The sequence below is a fragment of the Microlunatus sp. YIM B11417 genome (genome assembly GCF_059617205.1).
This window is the reverse complement of the sequence record NZ_JCAMPJ010000013.1, coordinates 123,942-146,967: the sequence shown is the minus strand read 5'-3', so window position 1 is coordinate 146,967 and position 23,026 is coordinate 123,942. Positions and strand designations below refer to the sequence as shown.

12 protein-coding genes are annotated in these 23,026 nt (G+C 71.3%); 7 read left to right on the top strand and 5 right to left on the bottom strand.

What is annotated here, in order from left to right; all coding sequences use genetic code 11:
- Nucleotides 1–73 precede the first annotated feature (73 nt).
- Nucleotides 74–2,266 carry an ATP-dependent DNA helicase UvrD2 gene (locus tag AC6CCG_RS32885; RefSeq protein WP_496659081.1) on the bottom strand — a complete coding sequence of 731 codons (2,193 nt, stop codon included), beginning with the start codon at nucleotides 2,264–2,266 and terminating at the stop codon, nucleotides 74–76.
- A 148-nt stretch (nucleotides 2,267–2,414) separates the two neighbouring features.
- Between AC6CCG_RS32885 and recC the strand changes: the two genes are divergently transcribed.
- From recC to recD, 3 genes are read left to right on the top strand one after another with little or no spacing between them, the layout of a single operon-like run.
- The gene (gene recC, locus AC6CCG_RS32880) at nucleotides 2,415–5,798 is read left to right on the top strand and encodes an exodeoxyribonuclease V subunit gamma (protein ID WP_496659080.1); all 3,384 of its coding nucleotides are present in this window, start codon (nucleotides 2,415–2,417) and stop codon (nucleotides 5,796–5,798) included.
- A complete protein-coding gene (locus tag AC6CCG_RS32875; RefSeq protein ID WP_496659079.1) occupies nucleotides 5,795–9,229 on the top strand; it encodes a UvrD-helicase domain-containing protein in 3,435 nt (1,144 codons plus the stop codon). Before recC ends, AC6CCG_RS32875 begins: the two co-directional genes overlap by 4 nt.
- Nucleotides 9,226–11,181, top strand: a complete 1,956-nt coding sequence (gene recD / locus AC6CCG_RS32870) for an exodeoxyribonuclease V subunit alpha (RefSeq protein WP_496659078.1) — start codon at nucleotides 9,226–9,228, stop codon at nucleotides 11,179–11,181. Before AC6CCG_RS32875 ends, recD begins: the two co-directional genes overlap by 4 nt.
- A 29-nt stretch (nucleotides 11,182–11,210) precedes the next feature.
- Here recD and AC6CCG_RS32865 read toward each other — a convergent pair whose 3' ends face one another.
- Nucleotides 11,211–12,662 carry a sulfatase family protein gene (locus tag AC6CCG_RS32865; RefSeq protein WP_496659077.1) on the bottom strand — a complete coding sequence of 484 codons (1,452 nt, stop codon included), beginning with the start codon at nucleotides 12,660–12,662 and terminating at the stop codon, nucleotides 11,211–11,213.
- A 16-nt stretch (nucleotides 12,663–12,678) separates the two neighbouring features.
- Nucleotides 12,679–13,539, bottom strand: coding sequence for an NAD(+) diphosphatase (gene nudC / locus AC6CCG_RS32860; protein WP_496659076.1), 861 nt, complete (start codon nucleotides 13,537–13,539; stop codon nucleotides 12,679–12,681).
- A 117-nt stretch (nucleotides 13,540–13,656) separates the two neighbouring features.
- On the opposite strand from nudC, the gene AC6CCG_RS32855 reads away from it, so the two are divergent.
- A complete protein-coding gene (locus AC6CCG_RS32855; RefSeq protein WP_496659075.1) occupies nucleotides 13,657–14,448 on the top strand; it encodes a class I SAM-dependent methyltransferase in 792 nt (263 codons plus the stop codon).
- Here the strand turns inward: AC6CCG_RS32855 and AC6CCG_RS32850 are convergent.
- On the bottom strand, nucleotides 14,445–15,476 hold the full coding sequence (locus AC6CCG_RS32850) for a serpin family protein (protein WP_496659074.1): 1,032 nt from the start codon (nucleotides 15,474–15,476) through the stop codon (nucleotides 14,445–14,447). The two genes, AC6CCG_RS32855 and AC6CCG_RS32850, sit on opposite strands and share 4 nt — an antisense overlap.
- Entirely contained in the window at nucleotides 15,473–17,545 is a 2,073-nt protein-coding gene (locus AC6CCG_RS32845; RefSeq protein WP_496659073.1) for a hypothetical protein, read from the bottom strand. The genes AC6CCG_RS32850 and AC6CCG_RS32845 overlap by 4 nt, the downstream gene beginning before the upstream one ends.
- A 110-nt stretch (nucleotides 17,546–17,655) precedes the next feature.
- Between AC6CCG_RS32845 and AC6CCG_RS32840 the strand changes: the two genes are divergently transcribed.
- Genes AC6CCG_RS32840 through AC6CCG_RS32830 form a run of 3 tightly spaced genes read left to right on the top strand, consistent with a single transcriptional unit; the run spans nucleotide 17,656 to nucleotide 22,966 of the window.
- A complete protein-coding gene (locus AC6CCG_RS32840) occupies nucleotides 17,656–20,604 on the top strand; it encodes an ATP-binding protein (RefSeq protein WP_496659072.1) in 2,949 nt (982 codons plus the stop codon).
- Nucleotides 20,604–22,637: a C2 family cysteine protease gene (locus AC6CCG_RS32835; protein WP_496659071.1), complete on the top strand. Its 2,034-nt coding sequence runs from the start codon at nucleotides 20,604–20,606 to the stop codon at nucleotides 22,635–22,637. The genes AC6CCG_RS32840 and AC6CCG_RS32835 overlap by 1 nt, the downstream gene beginning before the upstream one ends.
- Nucleotides 22,634–22,966, top strand: coding sequence for a hypothetical protein (locus AC6CCG_RS32830; RefSeq protein WP_496659070.1), 333 nt, complete (start codon nucleotides 22,634–22,636; stop codon nucleotides 22,964–22,966). Before AC6CCG_RS32835 ends, AC6CCG_RS32830 begins: the two co-directional genes overlap by 4 nt.
- Nucleotides 22,967–23,026: the final 60 nt, after the last annotated feature.

The window sequence follows — 23,026 nt, the reverse complement described above, 5'->3', positions numbered from 1 at the left end:
CTTTCGATGAGATTGTGTCTTCTGAGCTGTTGCTCTCCGGCCGAACCCGTCCGTACCGGCCGGTGAGCCTTGCTCAGCTTAGAGAACCGTCTGCCGCGGGTGCAAACTCTTTTCGCAACAATCTCAGATTATTTGACAAATCCCCGTCCGGCGCCGCGGAACCGCTCGTTCCGGGGGTCGGATCGGCCAGGACGGCAAGGACTTCCGGCCCGTACTTCTGGGCCTTAGCCAGGCCGAGACCGTGGATCTTGATCAGGTCGGCGGGCGTCGCTGGGCCTGCTTCGGCGATCGCCACCAGGGTCGCGTCGGTGAAGACGCAATAGGCCGGTACGCCCTGCTCGGCGGCCGCCTCCTTGCGCCACGCCTTCAGCGCCTCCAGCGTCGCCTCGTCATAGGTCGAGGGACAGTCGGTGTGGCGGCCGAGCTTGCGTTCGGCCGCGCCGGACAGCGGCCGGCCGCAGCTGCGGCACCGGGCCGACAGCTCGGACCGGCGGCTCCCGGTCGATCCGCCGGACCGGTTCGCCCGCCGGTCCCCCGGCGACAGCACCGGGGCGAGGAACCGGGACGGCTTGCGGGTCGCTCCGCCGCCGTTGCGGGTCCGGGCCCAGGAGACCCGGAGCCGGCGCCGGGCCCGGGTCACGCCGACGTAGAGCAGCCGACGTTCCTCGGCCAACTGGTCCGGGGTGTCGGCCAGCACGAACGGCAGCGACCCCTCCTGGATCCCGTACAGCGCGACGGCATCCCACTCCAGGCCCTTGGCCGAGTGCAGCGTGGACAGCGTGACGCCCTGCGCGGCCGGCACCTGCTGCGCCTCGGCCCGCCGTTCCAGCTCGGCCGAGATCGCGGCCAGGCCGACCGGCCCGCCCGCGGCGGTGGTCAGATCCTCGGCGACCGCGACCAGCGCGGCCAGCGACTCCCAGCGTTCCCGGACCGCGCCGGCACCGGACGGCGGCTCGGGCGTCCAGCCGAGCACGGAGAACAGGGCCTTCAGCCGATCCGCCCCGCCGACGCCGTCGTCCGCGCCGTCGAGGGTCCGTGCCTCGGTGCGGACCTGGAGCAGCGCCTGCCGGACCTCCGGACGCTCGTAGAAGCGTTCCCCGCCGCGGACCAGGTACGGGATCCCCGCCTCGGCCAGAGCCTGCTCGATCGGCGGGCTCTGTGCATTGATCCGGAACAGCACCGCCATGTCCCGGTAGGCGATCCCGGTGTCGGCCAGCCGGCGCAGCCACTCGGCGATCCCGGACGCCTCGGTCGGCTCGCTGGCCGCCTCCGCGTACTCCACCGCCGGTCCGGACGGCTGCTGCGCGATCAGCGTCACCGCGCCGAGCTCGCCGCGGCCGCCGCCGGCCGGGGCCGCGTCCATGATCGCGTTGGCGGCACCGACCACCTCGGGCGTCGAGCGGTAGTCGCGGACCAGCCGGATCACCGTCGCGCCGGGATGGCGGCGGGCGAACCCGGTCAGGAAGTCGGCCTGCGCGCCCGCGAAGGAGTGGATCGTCTGAGCCGGGTCGCCGACCACGCAGAGGTCGGCCCGGTCGCCGCGCCAGAGGTCGAGCAGGGCCTGTTGCAGCGGGCTGACGTCCTGATACTCGTCGACCACCAGATGCCGGTAGGTGCTGCGGACCTGTTCGGCGACCTCCGGGTTGTCGGAGATCAGGGCGGCGGCGCAGAGCAGGATGTCCTCGAAGTCGATCCGGCCCCGCTCCCGCTTGACCTCCTCGTAGCCGGCGAACACCCGAGCCACGGTCTCGTGGTCGAACGAGGCCAGCCCGCGGTGCCGGGCGGCGGCCACCTGGGCGTAGTCCTCCGGCCCGACGTTGCTGACCTTGGCCCAGCCGATCTCGCCGATCAGGTCGCGCAGCTTCGGGGTGTCGACGGCGACCCGGAGCCGGCCGGCCGCGTCGGCGACAGCACCCATCCGGTGGTCCAGCACGGCCGGCAGCTCGCCGCCGTACACCTTGGGCCAGAAGTACTGGGCCTGCCGCAGCGCCGCGGAGTGGAAGGTGCGCGCCTGAACGCCGGGCACGCCGAGCTCCTGCAGCCGCCCGCGCAACTCCCCCGCCGCGCGCTGGGTGAAGGTCACCGCCAGCACCGAGGTCGGGCGGTAGACGCCGGTGGCGACCCCGTACGCGATCCGATGGGTGATCGCGCGGGTCTTGCCGGTGCCGGCGCCGGCGATCACCGCGACCGGCCCGCGCAGGGTGGTCGCCACTTCCTGCTGCTCGGGGTCCAGCGCAGCGAGCAGACGATCGGGATCCACGGCCACCCGTTCACCCTAAACCGCCCCACTGACCATCGACCGGTCACCAACGCAGCGGTTCTCACGGCGCGTCGCTGCAGAACTGACCGGTCGGTGCGGCTTGCGGCCGACCGTTCGCCTGAGTGTCGGCCACGGGTCCTAGGGTGGCCTGATCATGAGCCTGCACCTCCATCGCGCGGAGCGCGCCGACCGCCTGGTCGCGGCCCTCGGTGACGTGCTCGGGCGGCCGCTGGCCGACCCGTTCGCCACCGAGATCGTCTGCGTGCCCACGCACGGCGTCGAGCGGTGGTTGTCGCAGCAGCTCTCGCACCGTCTGGGTACGGCGACGGGCAGCGCCGACGGGGTCTGCGCCGGGGTGGAGTTCCCGTCCCCGCACCGGCTCGCGGCCCGCGCCACGGCCGCGGTCACCGGCATCGAGCCGGGAGCCGATCCGTGGCAGCCGCACCGGGCCGTCTGGCCGCTGCTGGCCGAGATCGACGCGGCACGGTCCGAGCCGTGGGCGGCGCCGCTGTGGGCGTTCCTCGGCCCCGACCGCTCCGGCTCGGCCGAAGCGCTGGAGGAGGATCCGCGGGGCGGTCGGCGGTGGTCGATCGCTCAGCACCTGGCCGAGCTGTTCGGGGCGTACGCGAGCAGCCGGCCGACCATGGTGCTGGACTGGCTGGCCGGCCGGGACGCCGGCGCGGACGGCACCCTGCTCGGGGCCGACCGCCGCTGGCAGGCGGAGTTGTGGCGACGGTTGCGCCGCCGGATCGATCTGCCCAGTCCGGCCGAGCGGATCGGGCCCGTCTGCGAGCGGCTGGCCGAGGACCCGGGCCTGAGCGACCTGCCGGAGCGGCTGTCCGTGTTCGGCCCGACCCGGGTGCTGCCCGACCATCTGCGGCTGCTGACCACGCTGGCCCGGCACCGCGACGTCTACCTCTGGCTGACCCAGCCGTCCCCGGTGCTCTGGGACCGGATCGCCGCGGCGGCCGCGGAGGCGGAGGGATCGCTGGTCGGTCCGCGGGCCGCGGACCGGACGGTCGACCTGCCCCGGCACCGGCTGCTGGCGTACCTCGGCCGGGACAGCCGGGAACTCGAGCTCACCCTGCTCGAGGAGCTGAAGTCGACCGAGGTGACCCACGAGCACCACCCGGCGCCCGACCGGCCGGGTGAGCCGACGCTGCTCCGGCTGCTCCAGGACGACCTGGCCGGCGACCGCGAGCCGGACGCGGTCTCCGAGGATCGCCGGCTCGCCGAGACCGACGAGAGCATCCGGCTGCACGCCTGCCACGGCCCGGACCGACAGGTCGAGGTGCTCCGCGAGGTGCTGCTCGGGCTGCTCGCCGACGACCCGACCTTGGAGCCGCGGGACGTGATCGTCATGTGTCCCGACATCGAGACGTTCGCGCCGCTGATCTCGGCCGGGTTCGGGCTGGCCGACGCGGCCCCGGACCAGGCCCACCCGGGGCACCAGCTGCGGGTCCGGCTGGCCGACCGTTCGCTGCGCCAACTGAACCCCCTGCTGAACACGCTGTCGACGCTGTTCGACCTGGCCACCTCCCGGATCGAGGCGGCCGCGGTGCTCGACCTGATCTCGACCGAGCCGGTGGCCCGCAAGTTCTCCTTCTCCGACGACGACCTGGCCCGGATCGCCGACCTGGTGGAGCGGTCCGGCGTGCGCTGGGGGCTGGACGCGCCGCACCGGGCCGCGTTCGCCATGTCCGGCTTCGGGCAGAACACCTGGGCGGCAGGGCTGGACCGGCTGCTGCTCGGCATCGCGATGGACGAGTCCGGCCACCACTACCTCGGTACGGCGCTGCCGCTGGACGACATCGACTCCTCCGACGTCGACCTGGTCGGCCGGCTGACCGAGTGTGTGGAGCGGATCCGGAAGGCGGTCACCGACTTCGGCCGGCCGTGGCCGCTGCCGGACTGGATCCGGCTGGCCCGGGAGGCGATCCAGGCGCTCACCGCGGTCGGTCGCGTGGACTCCTGGCAGCTCGGCCACGCCTACGCCGAACTGGCCCGGATCGGCGACTCGGTCGACCCGGCGACGGCCGAGGACACACTGCTCCGGCCGGCCGAGATCCGGGCCCTGTTCGCCGACTCGTTCCGCGGTCGTCCGAGCCGGGCCAACTTCCGGACCGGGACGCTGACCATGTGCACGATGACGCCGATGCGGTCGGTGCCGCACCGGGTGGTGGTGCTGCTCGGCGTCGACGACGGGGTGTTCCCGCGGCACTCCTCCATCGACGGCGACGACGTCGTCGCGGCGCAGCCGTGGATCGGCGATCGGGACCCGCGGACCGAGGACCGGCAACTGCTGCTGGACGCGATCCTGTCGGCCGAGGAGCGGCTGGTGGTGATCTATTCGGGCGCCGATCCGCGGACCGGCGCCGACCTGCCGCCGGCGGTCCCGATCGGCGAGCTGCTGGACACCCTGGACCGGACCGCGACGCCGGCCGCCGGCCATCCCTCGGTCCGTTCCATGATCACCACCCGGCATCCGTTGCAGCCGTTCGATCCGGGCAACTTCGCCACGGATGATCATGGTCGCCCGTTCAGCTTCGACCGGCAGGGGCTGCGCGGCGCCCGGGCGGCGATCGGACCGCGGCAGCAGCCGGCCTCGCCGTACGCGATCGGCGAGCTGCCGCCGCGGCCCGCCGACGACGTGATCGACCTGTCCGACCTGTCCCGGTTCTTCGCCCATCCGGTCCGGGCCCTGCTGCGGATGCGGGCCGGCCTGTTCCTGTACGAGGACGACGAGCAGCCCGACGACCAGATCCCGATCCAGCTGGACGGGCTGGAGTCCTGGTCGGTGGGTGACCGCATGCTCCGGCTGCTGCTGCAGGGGGCCGACCTTGATCAACTCACGGCGGCCGAGTGGCGCCGCGGCACGCTGCCGCCGCAGCGGTTCGGCAGCGCGGCGCTGGGCCCGGTGGTCGATCAGGTGCGGGAGCTGGCCGCCGGTGCCGAGCCGTACCTGACCGGGCCGGCCCGCGGAGTCGACATCACGGCCGAGGCCGGCGGCGCGGTGATCACCGGAACCCTGCCCGGGATCCGTGACGACGGTCCGGTGTCGGTCAGCTATTCCCGGCTCGGGCCGAAGCACCGGCTGGCCTCCTGGATCGACCTGCTCGCGCTCACCGTGACCGAGCCCGACCGGCCGTGGCGGGCCGTGACGATCGGCCGGCGCGGTCGTTCGGTGCTCGGGCCGGTGCCGGCCAAGATCGCCGGGCTGCTGCTCGGCGACCTGGTCGACCTCTACCGGACCGGGCTGCGCGGGCCGCTGCCGCTGCCGCCGAAGGCGTCCTGCGAGTACGCCCGGCTCAGCCTCGCCGGGCGCCCGATCGCTCCCCTGCTGAGCAAGATCGGCCAGCTCTGGGCCGAGGACCTTGATCCGTCCTACGAGCAGGTGATCGGCCCGACTCTGGAGGACTTGATGGCGGAGCCGGCCCGGCCCGAGGAGCGGCGCGGCGACATCGACGAGCAGAGCCGGTTCGGCACCCTGGCCCGGCGGGTCTGGCAGCCGTTGCTGCGCGGGGAGGAGCTGCGGTGATCACCGAGGCGTCCGACGCGCCGGCACCAGCCGAGGCCGTACCGTTCGATCTCACCGGCCCGCTGCCGACCGGGACCACGGTGCTCGAGGCCAGTGCCGGCACCGGGAAGACGTACACGATCGCGGCCCTGGCCGCCCGCTACCTGGCCGAGGGTCTGGTCGAGCTGGATCAGCTGATGCTGGTCACGTTCGGCCGGATGGCCACCAACGAGCTGCGGGACCGGGTCCGGGAGCGGCTGGTCCAGGTGGAGCGGCGCCTGGCGGCGGTCCTGGCTGGCGCCGACCCGGCCGACGGCGACCCGGTGGAACGCCTGATCTGTACCGGTCCGGAGGCCGAGCTACGGGTCAGGCACACCCGGATCGCCCGGGCCCGGGCCGACTTCGATGCGGCCACGATCGCGACCACACACGAGTTCTGCCTGCGGATGCTGGACGGACTCGGCGTGATCGGCGACCGCGAACCCGACGCGATCTTCGTCGAGCACCTGACCGACCTGGTCCGGCAGGTGACCGGCGACTGCTACCTGCGCCGGTACGCCAGCGGTGCGCGGATCGCCCCGCTGCCACCGGACCAGGCGCTGCGGCTGGCCGAGACCGTGGTCAACGCGCCGCACGCCGGGCTGGTGCCGGAACGCGCGATCGGCCTGCCCGTGGACGCCGCCGCGGAGCAGGTCGACTTCGCCCACGAGGTCCGCGCCGAGGTGGCCCGGAGGAAGGGGCTCGGCCGGCTGTTCAGCTACGACGACATGCTGACCCGGCTGCACCGCTCGCTGACCGACTCCGACCAGGGCGAGGCGGCCTGCGCCCGGCTCCGGCAGCGCTACCGGGTGGTGCTGATCGACGAGTTCCAGGACACCGACCCGATCCAGTGGGACATCGTCCGGACCGCCTTCCACGGCCACGCGACGTTGATCATGATCGGCGACCCGAAGCAGGCGATCTACGCGTTCCGCGGCGCCGACGTGTTCAGCTATCTGGACGCGGTCGGGGTGGCCGACCGGATCGCGACGCTGGACGTGAACCGGCGCAGCGACGCGGCCCTGGTCGACGCGCTGCAGTCGGTGTTCGGCGGCGCGGCCCTCGGCGACGAGCGGATCGTGGTCCGGCCGGTCCGCGCCCACCACACCGAACGTCGGTTGATCCCGGCCGAGGCTCCGGCGGCGCCGGTCCGGCTGCGGGTGCTGGAGCACGATCCGGAGGCGACCCGGATGCCGATGGTGCGGTCGGTGCGGCCCATGATCACCAAGGACCTGGTCGCCGACGTCACCCGGCTGCTGAACTCCGGGGTACGGCTGCGCGACCTGGAACCGGGCCGGGTCGGGGACGACGAGCGGGTCGGGCCGGGCGACATCGCGGTGCTGGTTCGCCGGAACCGGCAGGGCGAGGAGATCCGCGACGCGCTCACCGAGGCCGGGGTGCCGGCGGTGGTGCTCGGGGCGACCAGCGTGTTCGGGTCGCCGATGGCGCACGAGTGGCTGACCTTGCTGCGCGCGCTGGAGCAGCCCCGGCAGGCCCGGGTCCGGCAGGCGGCGCTGACCTGCTTCGTCGGCCGTACCGTCGACGATCTGGTCCGGGCCGACGACGTCGCGCTGACCGAGCTGTCCCAGCAGCTGCGCTGGTGGAGCCGGACGCTGGAGCGGCGCGGCGTGGCGGCCCTGCTGGAGACCGTGATCACCGACACCGCGGTCGGCGCCCGGCTGCTCGGCCGGACCGACGGCGAGCGGCAGCTGACGGACCTGCGGCACATCGGCCAGACCCTGCATGCGGCGATGGTGTCGGGCCGGCTCGGCGTCAGTGCCCTGGTCGAATACCTGGTGGACCGGATCGCCGACGCGCAGCGCGACGGGACCGAGGGCACCCGCCGGCTGGAGAGCGACTCGAAGGCCGTGCAGATCCTCACGGTGCACCGCAGCAAGGGCCTGGAGTTCCCGATCGTCTACCTGCCGGAGGCCTGGGACCGCCACGTCGGGGACGACGAGGGTCAGGTCCTGCAACTGCACCAGCCGACGAGGCCGGCCGACGGCTCCGGCCGGCTCCGGGCGGTGCTGGACGTGGGCGGACTGACCGGGCCCGGCCGGTCCGAGCGGCTGGCCCAGGCCCGGCGGGAGGACGGCGGCGACGACCTGCGGCTGTTCTACGTGGCGGCGACCCGGGCCAAGTGCCAGTTGATCACCTGGTGGGCGCCGACCCGCAACACGGCGCCGTCCGCCCTGCAACGACTGCTCTACGGGCCTCGGATCGAGGGCGTCGAGCCGGAGCCGGCGTATCCGGTGTCCGGTGACCCGACCACGCTCGACCACCTCGGGCCGGGCGTCGCGGTCGAGGTCGTCGAGCCGCGCGACGCGCTGCCCCCGCCGGCCCGCCCGGTGCCGCCGGAGCGGCTGACCGTCCGGTCCTTCGACCGTTCGCTGGACCTGCTGTGGCGCCGGACCTCGTACTCGGGGCTGACGGCGGCCGCGCACGGCCTGGCGGCCGACGGGGCCGGGGTCGGCAGCGAGGCCGAACCGGCCAAGGAGGACGACGAGACCACGACCGCGCTGCCGGTCGGCGACGGCCCGGACGCCGCGGAGCCGCACGCCGAGGAGGCGGCCGGCCTGGACCGGGCGTCGCCGATGAGCGGGCTGCCGAGCGGCGCCGACTTCGGCACGGTCGTGCACGCGATCTACGAGGACGTCGACCCGGGCGCCGACGACCTGGCCGCGGAACTGCGCCGGGCCGCGGCCGAGCAGCTGAGCCGGATCCCGGCCGGGACGATGACCGTCGAGGGCCTGGTCGAGGCCCTGCTGCCGACGTACCACACGCCGCTCGGCCCGCTGGCCGGTGACCGCACGCTCGGCGACTTCGGCGCCACCGACCGGCTGGCCGAGCTCGACTTCGAGTTCCCACTCGCCGGCGGCGACCGCCCGACCGGCGAGCTGATGCTGCCCGAGCTGGCCGGACTGCTCCGGCGCCATCTGCCGGCCGACGATCCGCTGGTCGACTACCCGCGGCACCTGGAGCTGCCCGAGCTGGCCGGTGAGTCGCTGCGCGGTTACCTGGTCGGCAGCATCGACGCGGTGCTGCGGGCCGGCGAGCCCGGCGATCCGCGTTATCTGGTGGTCGACTACAAGACCAACTGGATCGGTGAGCCGACCGACGAGCTGCCACTGCGCCGTTACCGGCCACGCTCGCTGGCCCGGGCGATGATCGGCGCGCACTATCCGCTGCAGGCGCTGCTCTACTCGGTGGCGCTGCACCGCTACCTGCGCTGGCGGCAGCCCGGCTACTCCCCCGATGATCATCTCGGCGGCGTGCTCTACCTGTTCCTGCGCGGCATGGCCGGCCCGGACACCCCGGCGATCGACGGCGTCCGGTGCGGCGTGTTCAGCTGGCGACCGCCGCCGGCCATGATCATCGAACTGTCCGACCTGCTGGATCGGGGGCGCGCATGACCGAGACGGTGATCTTGGACCCGGCCGACCCGAGCCTGGTCACCGGCGCGACCGGACTGTTGCAGACGTTCAACGCGGCCGGCGTGCTCGGCCCGGCCGACGTCCACGCGGCGACGGCCATCGCGCGGCTGGCCGGCGAGACCGACGACCGGGTCCGGCTCGCCCTCGCGCTGACGGTACGGGCAGTCCGGGCGGGATCGGTCTGCATCGACCTGGCCGACGTGCACACGACCTCGTTCGACACCTCGGAGGTACGGATCGACGTCGCCGGCCTGCCCTGGCCCGAGCCGGCCGCCTGGCTGGACGCCGTCCGGGCCAGCCCGATGGTCGCCGACGGCCATGATCACGAAGGCGGCCGGCCGCTCCGGCTGGCCCACGGCCTGCTCTACCTGGAGCGCTACTGGCTGCAGGAGGAAGAGGTCCGGACCGAATGGCTCAGCCGCGAGGAACGGACGCCGCCGGAGCTCGACCGGGACCGGCTGACCGGTGCGCTGGACCGCCTGTTCACCGGCGAGGGTCTGCCGGTCGGTGAGCCGGACCAGCAGCGCCGGGCCGCGGCGGTCGCGGCTTTGCGCTGGGTCAGTGTGATCGCGGGCGGTCCCGGCACCGGCAAGACGACGACCGTGGCCAGGGTGCTGGCCCTGTTGCTGGACCAGCCGGGGCTGGACCACCGGCCCGGCCGCGGGCTGCGGATCGCACTGGCGGCGCCGACCGGCAAGGCGGCGGCTCGGCTGGAGGAGGCGGTCCGGGAGGCCGCGGCACAGCTGCCCACCGCGGACCGGGACCGGCTCGGTGAGCTGAGCGCCTCGACCCTGCACCGGCTGCTCGGCTGGCTGCCCGGGTCCCGCGGCCGGTTCCGCTATCACCGCGGCAACCACCTGCCGTACGACGTGATCGTCGTCGACGAGACCTCGATGGTGTCACTGACCCTGATGGCCCGGTTGCTGGAGGCGGTCCGGCCGGACGCGCGGCTGGTGTTCGTCGGCGACCCGGACCAACTGTCCTCGGTCGAGGCCGGCGCCGTGCTCGCCGACATCGCCACCGCGCCCGGGCCGGACGACGCCGCCCTGGCCGACGGGCTGGCGGAGCTCGGCCTGGACGGCGAGCCGGCTCCACCGCACGGCGTCGTCCGGCTCAGCCACACCTGGCGGTACGGCGGCGCGATCGACACCCTGGCCCGCGCCATCCGGGCGTCGGACGCGGACGCCGCGATCGACGTCCTGCGGTCCGGGGCCGACGACGTGATCTTCGTCGAGAGCGACCTGGCCTCCACGACGGCCCTTCGCGCCGACCCGGCCGGGCTCGAGCCGCTCCGGGAGCGAGTGCTGACCGCCGGCCGGACCAGCCACGACGCGGCGGCAGCCGGCGATGTGGAGGGCGCGCTGCGCGGTCTTGATCAACATCGGCTGCTCTGTGCCCATCGGCAGGGCCCGTACGGGGTGGCCCGCTGGGGTGCCGAGGCCGAGCACTGGCTGATCGAGGCGTACGGGTCGTGGGCGGTCCCGGCCGCGCCCGGCAACCCGGTGACCGGCCGGGACCGAACCGCGGAGTGGTATCCGGGCCGCCCGTTGTTGATCACCGCGAACGACTACGAGCTCGGGCTGTACAACGGCGACACGGGAGTGGTGGTCGCGACCGAGCACGGTCCGCGGGCCGCGTTCGCCCGCGGCGCCGAGCCGACCGTGGTGTCCCCGGTCCGGCTGGACGCGGTGCAGACGGTGCACGCGATGACCGTGCACCGGGCCCAGGGCAGTCAGTTCGGCTGCGTCTCGTTCATCGTCCCGCCGCCGGACTCCCCCCTGCTGACCCGAGAACTGCTCTACACGGCGGTCACCCGGGCCACCGACAAGGTTCAGGTGTTCGGCACCGTCGAGGCGATCCGCCGCGCCGTGCTGCACCCGGCCAACCGAGCCAGCGGCCTACGTCCGAGGCTGCGCCGCGCCGACCCCTGAGCCGGTCGCCCGGCCGTGGTCGCCACGGGTCAGCGGCCCCGCCAGGGCGTCAACTCCCGGAGCCGGTCGACGGGACGCACGGACCCATCGCCGACGGCGGCCGCCAGTTCGGTCTGGGTGGGGAACGGGTCCTCGAAGTGGTCCAGCCAGTTCACGGTGAGTTCGTGCAGTTCCCGCTGCGCCTGCTCGACCCCGACGATCCCCTGCTGATCGGTCTGGCCGAACAGGTTGCGCAACTGGTGCGGATCCTCGTGCCGGTCGTACAGCACGTCATAGGTCCGGAGCAGCCGGGTCCGCCCCAGATCGGAGGCGATCGAGTCGACCGCTCCCGGACTCCGGTCGACGTTCTCGATCGCGTACGTCCAGCGGCGGGTGACCACGCCGCGCCACGGCGTCGGGAAGTAGAACGTCGGCACCGACTCCACGGCGTCGTCGTCGCCGGCATGGATCGCTGCCGTCAGGTCCGCGCCCTGGCACTCGGCGGGCACCGGCAGCCCCATCAGGCCGAGAATCGTCGGCATCAGGTCGAGCGTGCCGACCAGGAGTTCGCGACGCGTTCCGGCCAGCTCCGCACCCGGGAGCTTGATGATCAACGGGACCACCAGCGAGACGTCCTCCGGTGTGCTCTTGTGCCAGTGGGCCAGGTAGGCGCCGAACGTCTCGCCGTGATCACTGGTGTAGACCACGATCGTGTTGTCCAGCAGTCCGCGCTCGGACAGCCGGTCGACGATCCGGCCGACGTGATGATCGACTTCGCTGCACATCGCCAGGTACCCCTGCACCATCCGCCGGGTCCGCGGGTTGTCCGGGATGGTCGGCCGCAGTTCGAGCTCGCCAGGGTCGTACAACGCCTTGAACTCCGCCGGCGCGTCGTACCAGGAGTAGGTCTCGGCGTCGCCGCCCGCGTGGTTGTGCGGCGGGTGGTACGACACGAACAGCGCGAACGGATCGTCCGCGGACTGATCGTCGAGGAACGACAGCGCCTGATCGGTCTGGCCCTCGACCTCCCAGGTCCCGAACAGGTGCCGCCGGTCGTCCTCGCCCCAGTAGAACGCGTGGTCCGGGTCGTAGTTGACGTCGCAGTTGTTGGACAGGAACATCGCGTCGAAGCCGTGCCGGTCCGGACCGGGCGGCACCGGCCGGTTCCGGTCGCCACCGTAGAGGTGCCACTTCCCCACGTACCCGCAGGCATAGCCCGCCCGGCCGAGCACCTCGGCGAAGGAGTCGCCGATCTCGGTCGCCAGCCGGCGGTCGTTGTCGAAGCAGTTGTTCCGTAGCGGGTGTTGGCCGGTCATCAGGATTCCGCGGTACGGCGTGCAGACCGGCGAGTTGGAGATGCAGTTCTCGAAGACGACGCCCGCCTCGGCCAGCCGATCCAGGTTCGGCGTCCGCACGCTGCCGACACCGTACGTTCCGACCATGTCCTTGGCCTGCTGGTCCGAGAAGACGAAGACCAGGTTGGGCCGGTGATCACGCGTCATGGATTCGGCTGCCCTGTCAGGGCAGTTCGTCGTCGCGCCAGGCCTGCACCAGCCGGGACGCGATCGAGCTCCGGCCGGGCAGCGCGATCTCGCCGGACTCCAGCTTGGCGGTGAGTTCGTCCCGGGTGAACCAGGCCGCGTACGCGATCTCCTCACCGTCGATGCTGATCTCGGCGCTGAGTGCCCGGGCCGAGAAGCCGAGCATCAGCGAGCGCGGCATCGGCCACGGCTGGCTGCCGAAGTACGTGACGTCGGTGAGCCGGACGTCGACCTCCTCCGCCATCTCCCGGTGTACGGCCTGCTCCAGCGACTCGCCCGCCTCGACGAAGCCGGCGAACACCGAGATCCGGTTGCCCCACTTGGCGTTGCCGCCGAGCAGCAACCGGTCGTCCGGGTCGCGGATCGCGACGATCACGGCGGGGTCGGTGCGCGGGAAGTGCTCCTGTTCGCAGGATGGGCAGAACCGCGCCGAGCCGCCGTTGATCACCGACGTCGGCCCGCCGCAGCGCGGGCAGTGCGGCTCGCTCCGATGCCAGTTGATCATGGCGGCGGCGGTCGCGGCGATGTCCCGCTCGTTGTCGGTGAGCTGGTGCGCGACCTCACGGAAGTCGTGCACCTCCCCCTCGGTCAGTGCCTCGACGGCGAAGATCGGCGCGTCGTCGAGCAGGCCGAGCAGCCGGTGCCGCTGCGGGTCGTACTCCACGAACGGCTTCACCAGCCGGAGCTTGCTGCCGCCCGAGTTGGTGGTGAACCGGCTCTGGTCGTCCAGCTTGAGCAGCTTGGCGTCCGGGGATCGCCACAGGTGGGCCACCCATTCCGTGGAGCGCCGATGCTCGTCCACCCGGTCGAGGTCGCTGCCCGTCGCCCAATTGATCACGACATCCAGCCTAAGGGAATCGCCCGGCCCCTGCCTCGGCCGCCACAGCCGGCCCTGTTCCATGATCAAGTCTGATTTATGAGACAATCAGTCTCTTGATACGGACGGAGAAGAGCGTTGAGTACGTACACGCACGGACATCACGAATCGGTGCTGCGGTCGCATCGCTGGCGTACCGCGGAGAACTCGGCCGGCCACCTGCTGCCGTACCTGAGTCGGGATCAGCAGCTGCTCGACGTCGGCGCCGGGCCCGGAACGATCACGGTCGACCTGGCCGGCCGGGTCGCCGGGGTGACCGCGACCGAGGTCGGCGAGACCGAACTGACGCTGTCCCGCGAGCTCGCGGCAGAGCGCGGCGCGACCAACATCGCGTTCTCGGTGCAGGACGTGCACGCGCTCGACCTGCCCGACGACGCGTTCGACGTCAGCCATGCGCACCAGGTGCTGCAGCACGTCGCCGACCCGGTGCAGGCGCTGCGCGAACTGCGCCGGGTGACCCGGCCCGGCGGGCTGGTCGCGGTCCGGGACAGCGACTACCGGGCGTTCGCCTGGTGGCCGCTGCTGCCCGAGCTGGACGAGTGGCTGGACCTCTACCAGGCGGCCGCGCGGGCCAACGGCGGCGAGCCGGACGCCGGTCGACGGCTGCTCGGCTGGGCCCAGCAGGCCGGCTTCACCGACATCACCGCGACCTCGTCCACCTGGTGCTTCAGCACGCCCGAGGATCGGGCCTGGTGGGGTGGCATGTGGGCGGACCGGATCCTGCAGTCCGCGCTGGCCCGGCAACTGGTCGACACCGGCCTGGCCACGACCGACGACCTGACCCGGATCTCGGCCGCCTGGCGCACCTGGGCCGGCCGCGAGGACGGCTGGTTCTCCATCCTGCACGGCGAGATCCTCGCCCGCGCCTAGGGATCGGTGATCCGGGCCAGGAAGAGGATCGCTCCGCTCGGCCGGTCCCGGATGATCGCCAGGAACGGCCGGTCGACGTGCACCGGAATCGGCGGCGCGACGGCCATCCCGGCCCGCCCGATCATCGCCGTCGCCGCCGCGCCTTCGGCGCCCTCCTCGTCGACGGCGAGGACGGCCCGGTGGACCACTTCACCGATCTTGATGGGTACGTCACTGAGACCCGACAGGTCGGCGTCGGCGAACAGGGTTCGGATGCCGAGGCCGGCGAGCTGCCGTGCCAGCAGCGCGCTGCCGCTCGCCTCGAAGCGGGGCAGCCTGAGGTCGACCTGCTCCGGCCGGACCGAGTCGTAGACGGCCTGCAGGTCGCCGGCGCTCGGCTCGGTCAGTTCGCCGTCCGGCAGCAGGACGTCCAGCACCAGGTCGCCCGGACCGCGGCCCGAGTCGGCCCGGCTGACGTACGTGACGAGCTGCCAGCCGCCCGCCGCCCCGTAATCGAGGCGACCGCGATGCATCATCGTCGACACGTCCCGCGCGCCGGCAGGGGTCTGGAACGGCAGCAACCGGGTGGCCGACCGAGCGAACGGCTGCAGCCAGCGCAGCCGGACATGAAGCGCGTTGACCAGGACAGCCAATGTCCCGCTGTCGATCATGCCCTGGCCGAGCAGGTCCTTGATCAATCCGGCCGTGGTCTTCGCCACGTCGGCGTTGATCGCCGCCCGGGCGCCCTCGGGATCGCCGGCGAAGTCGGCCACCCGCAGCACGGCGGCGTCGTACGACGGCTTGATCGGGACGTTCGTGTCGACCCAGACCGTGTTCGCGATCCGTACGCCCTCGGGAAAGTCGACGCCGCCCGGGGTGTCGTCCAGGACAGCGATCAGTTCGTCCCGGGTCCGGCCAGCTGCGCCGGCCAGGGCCAGCCGCAAGGCCTCGGTGATCGAATACGGCGACCAGGCGAGGTTGCCGTGCTGGGAGGCGGCGATCAGAGCGTGCAGCCGGGTGACGAACCCCAGTCCGGCCGGCCCGCTCACCGCTGCACGTCCCCGGTCCGGCCTCGTTCCTCCGGTACCGGTTCCGGTTCGTCCAGCAGCTCGTCGGCCTCGAAGTCGTCCAGCGTGAACCCGCCGGTCCGCTCCGCGGTGAGCGCCCGCTGCTCCCGGGCCGTGTCGTCCAGCGGGTGCGCGGACGGTTCGGTGACCTCGGGCAGCGGCTCCATGCTGACGCCGGGCAGCGTCACGATCGCGGGATCGAACTCGACCGGCACCAGGTTGGGCTGGTGCTGCCCGCGCTGCGGCTCCACCAGCAGCATCGCGTGCTCGGGAAGGTTCTGCAGCACGCTCGGTTCGACCACGTACTCGTGCACGCGCTGGTTGGCCTTCGCCTCGCTCCAGTTGGTGCCCTCGGCGAAGGACCGGGTCGCCGACCAGTTCCGTGACGACGACCAGTTGCGGCCCTCGTTGGTGTTCTCGCTCTTCGAGTAGCCCTTGGACGAGTTGTGCGACTCGTCCGGCGCGAACAGTTCCGCCTTCCGGTTGGAGCTGCTCCCCCAGTTCCGGTTCCAGCCGACCGAGGTGCCGACGTTGACCCCCATCGACTCGCTGTGCCCCCAGGAGTCGCCGGTGGTCCGGGTCTCGTTGGACCCGACCGACACCGTGATCTGGCTGATCACGAACTTGTGCTCACGGCCGATGTGGTCGGCGGCCCGGCCGGCCTCGGTGGCGTTGCCGAGCCGCATGAACCCTGCGATGCCGCGGCCGATGAAGTTCTCCGCTTCGCCGCGCAGGTTGCGGAACATCAGCGTGGTCCGGATCCCGCGCCGTTCGCAGGCGTCCGAGAGCCGCTCCAGGTGCCGCAGCTTGATCGCGTCGGCGCCGACGACGATCACCTCCGGCACGCTGAGGTACGGGTTCGCGGTGATCCGGTGGGTCAGCCACTGCACCAGCAGGTCGGTCAGGAAGTCCGCGGCGGCGTTGTTGCCCTCGCTGGCCAGCGCCATGCAGGTCAGATAGCCGAGGTCGCGCGGCTGGGCCTGCGCGCCGAGCTGCTCCAACGGCTGCAGGTACGACTCGAGCCGCTGCAATCGCTCCGCGGCCTGCCGCCGGTACTCGGCCGGGAACACCTCGTCGGCGATCCGGTTCCGCTCCCGGGCCGTCAGCACGCCGTCGTCGTCCGGGTGGTCCATCAGTGCCCGCAGCCCGGCCGCCAGCCGGGCCAGCGTGACCGACTCGCCCAGCTCGGCGGCCAACGCGTTGAGCACCCGGCCGTCCATGGTCCGCTCGGCCCGGGCGGTCGCCTCGTCGTCGCCGTACATCGACTCGATCAGCGCATTGACCAACTGGCTCGGGTTCAGGTCGGCCAGCAGGGTGGTCGTGGCCAGGTCCTTCGGCAGCAGTTGCGCGTCGATCGGGACCTGCGCCGCCTCCGCGGCCCGGACCAGTTCTTCGCTGACCACCTCGCGGGACAGGTCGAGCAGGATCACCGGATGCCGGGCCAGCGCCGACGTCCCGTACACGGTGAGAAAGGCCTGCCAGGACCAGATGTTGCCGCCGAAGATGTCCAGCCGCCGGGTCTCCGGCGGCGTCGTGACGGCGCCCCATTCGGGCAGCTTGCCGACCCGCTCCTGCTCGGCCAGGTCCCAGTCCAGCTGGCGATCCAGCCAATCCGCCCGACGCCGTACGTCCTGCTCGGCGACCTCCGTGCTGAGCCTGGACGCGGACTTGACCAAGCGGCTGCGCCCGGTCCAGCCGAAGATCACCGTTCCGAGCGCGAGCACGACCGAGACGACCACGCCACCGAGGAAGAAGCGGAAGAAGTCGCCGCCCGGGACGAACAGAGCGTTGTAGAGCCCCAGCCCCAGCGAGATCAGCGTGCCGACCCAGAACAGGATCGCCGCCAGATTGCGCCGGCTCCGGAAGCGATCGGCCGCCGCCTGGGAGACGTTGCGGATCCAGTACGGCAGCGGCGTCGGAGCGGGTTCCGGCTCCGTGAACGGCTGGCTGAATCCGGTCCGGTCGCGGAACTGCCAGCCCAGCCGCTCGCCCGGCTCGAACAGCCGCGAGCGAGCCTCGAGGTCGCGGTCGCTCGAGTTCGCAGAGGTCATAACGGGACTCCGGATGCCGGGTCAGGGACTATGGATTCACAAATTATCAGTCGCCGGGACCCGTCGGGGAGGTCGATCGAGCGGCGCCCGGCGGGCTATCGTGCCTGATCATGACGAGCGGGAGCCGACGGTCGATGGCGGGCGGCCTGGACGGCTTGGCCGGCTGCATCCTGTCCGAGATCCCCCGGCCGACCGGTGCGGCAGACGGCGCGGGCGACGCGCCGCCGACCGACCGGCAGCGACGACTCGCCGCCCTGGTCTCCGCCTATCACGCCGAGTCCGGGCCGGTGGCCGTGAGCTGGCACCGGGCGTCGGCCGCCGGCCCGGTGGAAGTACGGATCGCGGGCGCCGGGCTGGTCTCCCCCGCGGTACGGGACGACGAGCCGGCCCTGCTGAGCCTGCCGGCCGGTGGTCGCGGCCGGTCGGAGCGGCCCGGCGAGTTCGCCGAGGTGCTGCGCGGAGTGCCGGCCTGGACCTCGATCTCCGTGGTCAGCGACCCGTTGCTGGTGCAGGACCGAGCCGAGCCGTCCGGCCCCGAACCGCTGCGCCCGTCGCTGGAGGACTGCCTGCTCGGTGTCTGGCACGGGCCGTTCAGCTGGGTGCTGGTGGCCGAGCCGGTCGCCGGCGAGGACCTCGACGAGGCGATCGCGGCGGTCGGCAACGAGAAGCGGCGGGCCGCGGCACGGGGCGAGGCGTCACCGGACTACGCCGTGCTGACCAGCCGGCTCGAGGCCCGGCACCGCGAGCTGTCCCAGGCGGTGACCACCGGACTGTGGCGGATCGGCTTCGCCGCCGGCGGCCGGACCCCCGAGGCGGCCCGGCGGATCGCGGCTCTGGTCTGCGCGTCGGCCGACACCGTCGAGCTGCCGTACGCGCTGAGGCCGGGGCGCGCCGCCACCGACCTGGACGAGGCACTCGCCCCCGACGAATCGACCGGGACCCTGGTCGGAACGCCGATGCTGGCCGCGATCGCGACGCCGCCGTCGATCGAACTGCCCGGCGTACGGTTCCGGCTGCGGCCCGAGTTCGACGTCACACCGGAACCCCTGATCGGCGGTGAAAGCACCGGGCCCGGTCTGGCGCTCGGCACCGTGCTCGACCGGAACCGGCTGCCGGCGGGTCCGCTGGCCGTACCGCGGTCGAGCCTGAACCGGCACACCTTCGTCTGCGGCGCGACCGGCGCCGGCAAGTCGCAGACCATTCGCGGCATGCTGGAGAACGCCGCTGGCGCCGGTCTGCCCTGGCTGGTGGTCGAGCCCGCCAAGGCCGAGTACCGGCTGATGGCAGCCCGGTTGGCCGGCACCGGTCAGCGAGTGATCGCGATTCGGCCCGGTGATCCGGACGCCGTGCCCGCCGGGCTCAATCCGCTCGAGCCGGGCGTCGACGCCGACGGCCGCCGCTATCCCCTGCAGACCCACCTGGATCTGGTCCGGGCCCTGTTCCTGGCCGCGTTCGAGGCGGACGAGCCGTTCCCGCAGGTGCTGTCGGCCGCGCTGACGCGGTGCTACGAGGAGGCCGGCTGGGACCTCGCGCTCGGCGAGGCGGCCGAGCCGGGCACCGATCCGGCGTATCCGACTCTGGGCGATCTGCAGCGGACCGCGATGGCCGTGGTCGAGGACATCGGGTACGGCCGCGAGATCACCGACAACGTCCGCGGCTTCATCTCCGTACGGCTGGCCAGCCTGCGCCTCGGCACCACCGGCCGTTTCCTCGAGGGCGGTCATCCGCTCGACGTGGACGCACTGCTCCGCTCCAATGTCGTCTTCGAGATCGAGGACGTCGGCGACGACCGCGACAAGGCGTTCCTGATGGGCACCGTGTTGATCAGGTTGGTCGAGCACCTGCGACTGCTGCAGAAACATGATCAACAACGACTCTCCGGGCTGCGGCACCTGAGCGTCTTCGAGGAAGCCCACCGCCTGCTCCGCAACGCCACCGAGGGACCCGCCGCCCATGCCGTCGAGATGTTCGCCGACCTGCTCGCCGAGATCCGGGCGTACGGCGAAGGCTTGATCATCGCCGAACAGATCCCGTCCAAGCTGCTGCCCGACGTGATCAAGAACACCGCGATCAAGATCGTCCACCGCCTCCCCGCCCAGGACGACCGCGACGCCGTCGGCGCCACCATGAACATCACCGAGGCCCAGTCCGACTACCTGGTCACCCTCACCCCCGGCCAAGCCGCCGTCTTCACCGACGGCATGGACTACCCCCTCCTCGCCGCCATGCCCGACGGCACCGCCCGGGAACAGGCCGAGGCCGTCCCCGACGGCCCCGCCGCTCTGGTCGGACGCCGCAGCTCCTCCTGCGGCGCCGACTGCCGTGACCGATCCCCCTGCACCCTGCGCCAACTCCGCACCGCCGAACGCCTCCTCGACACCGACCCCTTGATCACCATCTGGGCCGAACTGGCCGTCGTCGCCCACCTGACCGGCTGGCCCACCCCGGAGCCGAGGGAAGGCCTGCGTGATCGTCTGATCACGATGGACGCTCGTACCCGCGACTGCGCCCTCTCGCATGCCGTCGATCGAGCCGTCGCGGCTCGCTCCTCCATGCTGCCGGCCGGAACTGCCGTCTTCGGCGAGCGAGTCATCGCCACGCTGCGGACCATGATCGACAACGGCGACGGCCCGGTCAAGGACGAGCTCGACCTGACCTGGGTCGCCCGCCCGTACCGTTGGTCGGCCGTTCACGGCGAACTGGTGGTCATGGCCAGGGAACAACTTGCTGACGGCGAAGTGAGGATCCGCCAGTGGGAGCAGGCACTCGGCGAACCGATCCTCGGTGACACCCTCGCCGAGAAGCTGCGACTCGCGCGCGAGCGAGCCGAGCGCGACCTCGACCACCGCGACGAGGTCGCGTTCCGAGTCGGCATCGGGGAAGAGGCCGAGCCGCGGCTCTTCACCGCCATCGGAGCCGGACTCCATGATCCGGACTGGAAGGTGCGGCTCGACGCGGCGTTGACCGAGTTCTCCGATGCCACATGGCCCGGCGAACGCTTCGCCGAGGCGGCTCGAGCGGGTAATCCGCGTGGTACGGAGACGGAAGCAGGTGTGTGATGCCTCTCGACACGAACGGACACAGCGACAAGCCGGATGATCCGGCAGGCAAGGCCCCCGACACGACGGTTCTGAACGCCCACGTACGCCCACGCACCGCCGTCATGACAGACGCGAACGGTCTGACCGCTGCAGAGCTCCGCTTCCTGCGTAACCAGCGCGTGGAGGAGGCCAACGCAGATTCAACGGCAAAGGACGACATACAGAGCGCGCGCGAACATCCGGGCCCGCGGAACGCCGAGAACGTGCGCCCGGATCGGCCGATCACCGAGCGCGACGATCCTTCGGACGAGCCGGTGAGACGCGACGACCGCGACTCCCACCACGAGGAGTCGGACTCGAGTCCTACGCCTTCGAGTGATCAATATCGAACGGCCATCATGACCGACGCCAACGGTCTCACTGCCGCCGAACTCCGGTTCCAGCGCAACAAACGAATAGATGAGGCGGGGGCAAGATCCGCCGGGTACGCCGATGCTAACCGGGAGCGGACAGACTTCGGGACGGAGTCGGCCACAAGTCCAGATGGATCAGCCCCAGATCCCGATAAGTCAGCGGCCGAAAACTCCGGCTCCGGGAAACCTGACCGCCTTGGACAGGAAGTCCATGCCGACCCAAGATCGCCAAGTGACCGACCGGGCACTTTGGCAGCAACCGACGACAATGATGATCCCGAGGAGGCATCCGAAACCGACATGGAGCCGAGGGCTTACGCGGCAGGGGCCGCCGAGGTGGATGGATTCGGCATCGAAGTCGACACGGCCCCCGGCCTGTCTGCAGGCGAGCCGCCGCAGGAACCGCACTCGCAAGACTCTCGGCAAGCCGACGGCCCGACCGCAGGCCTGACGGAAAGCCACGCTCAGGCTGGACGTGCGGTTGACACCGGCGCCGACCATTCAGCAGTCGACGAGATCGATCCGGCTCGGCCTGCCCCTGCCCAGCCCGACAGCTCTGTGCCAGATGAGCATGACGAGGTGCGGCCGGATCCGGAACACGGCTCCACCGGACTGAGCGAACTCGAGGCCGAGCTTCCATTGGAAGGCGCCGACCGGAAAGTCGACGCCATCGATCCACATGCAACAACTGACTATTATCCAACTTTCCCTCCGACGACCTATGACAGGTATCTCGTCCGCGATCAGCAACATCCAATTCCGTTGTTCGACGGGCCCCCGATTCGCGAACAGACCAAGCAAGGATCACTCGGGGATTGTGGCATCGTCTCGACCTTGGGGGCCATAGCTGGCCACCGACCCGAGGCAATTCAGAACTGCATCAAGGAAGCCGGAGCTGGGGAGTACAGAGTCACACTTCACGAGGTCACCCCGGCGACCTTCAGTGATCCGGTGGCAAGACCGACCGGCAACACCGTGACCTACAAGCTCAGCGACGAACTTCCTGTTCGGAGCGACAGGTCCGGACAGCCTCTTGCGGGCATGAAGGCCGAAACCTCAAGCTGGGCAGCCCTCCTGGAGAAAGCCGTCGCCGCACAGGACCAAACATGGACCGGAACCGAGCAAGCAGCCTGGGACCAGGCATGGCTCGATTACCGCAAGGCCGCTGTCGACACCGCACGGACTCGAGCCAATCTCCAGCCGTCCCCCGCGAAGGGCCCGTCCGGCTACAACCGACTCGACATAGGCTCGAACCCATTCCAACGAGCAGATCTCCTCGCACAGGTCACAGGTTCCGAGGCAGAGGTTCGATCGATACCCGGCGAAAGCGAAGGCGAGCAGACCCTGCTTGATGAGTTCAAGGATCGTCTTTCGGATGGCAAACCGATCCTCGTAGGATCGAGAGGGAAGATCCCAGGTGAAGCACATCCATTCTCTCGGCGCGTGTTCGCTTTTAGCCATGCCTACGAGGTCGTAAAAATCGAGGACGACAAGATACACGTCCGCAACCCCTGGGGATCTGACGAGTATGGGAATTCATCCGATCCCCCTCCCATGGATGCCAGGACGTTCTGGAATTACTTTCGACGATTCCAGTCCGACGGCAGTCAAGCCGGCTACTACACTACCTTGAAGTGAGGAACACGATGAGTGATGGCCTTCCCGAGACGATCGTCCTTCGGGCGACAATCCGCGAAGATTTTCCTGACCATGGGAGCATCGTCGGCGACAGCGACGTGGATGAGAGTGGGCATCGAGTCATCGGATTGGGGATAGCGGACAAGGCTGGAGCCCGTGACCTCGAGAACCTGACCGAAGGAGATTCCTTCGAATTCGCGGGCGCAACTTGGCAGGTGGCGAAGATCTTCGGGTCAAGGTCAGTTGAATCCGGTAACGATGACACGGTCGGCGGCGGAACTGCCGTGGCTGAGCTCACGCGGATCCCAGTGGATCACGGCAGCAAGTAGGACAGCTGCCGAGGGCGGGAATCAGTGGTCAGCACCGAACTGCCAGGCGGGCCTTGGTCG

Excerpts from the sequence above, each read along its gene's own strand:
- recC (WP_496659080.1), top strand. The coding sequence starts at position 2,415 with ATGAGCCTGCACCTCCATCGCGCGGAGCGCGCCGACCGCCTGGTCGCG.
- recD (WP_496659078.1), top strand. The coding sequence starts at position 9,226 with ATGACCGAGACGGTGATCTTGGACCCGGCCGACCCGAGCCTGGTCACC.
- AC6CCG_RS32865 (WP_496659077.1), bottom strand. The coding sequence starts at position 12,662 with ATGACGCGTGATCACCGGCCCAACCTGGTCTTCGTCTTCTCGGACCAG.
- AC6CCG_RS32845 (WP_496659073.1), bottom strand. The coding sequence starts at position 17,545 with ATGACCTCTGCGAACTCGAGCGACCGCGACCTCGAGGCTCGCTCGCGG.
- AC6CCG_RS32840 (WP_496659072.1), top strand. The coding sequence starts at position 17,656 with ATGACGAGCGGGAGCCGACGGTCGATGGCGGGCGGCCTGGACGGCTTG.
- AC6CCG_RS32835 (WP_496659071.1), top strand. The coding sequence starts at position 20,604 with ATGCCTCTCGACACGAACGGACACAGCGACAAGCCGGATGATCCGGCA.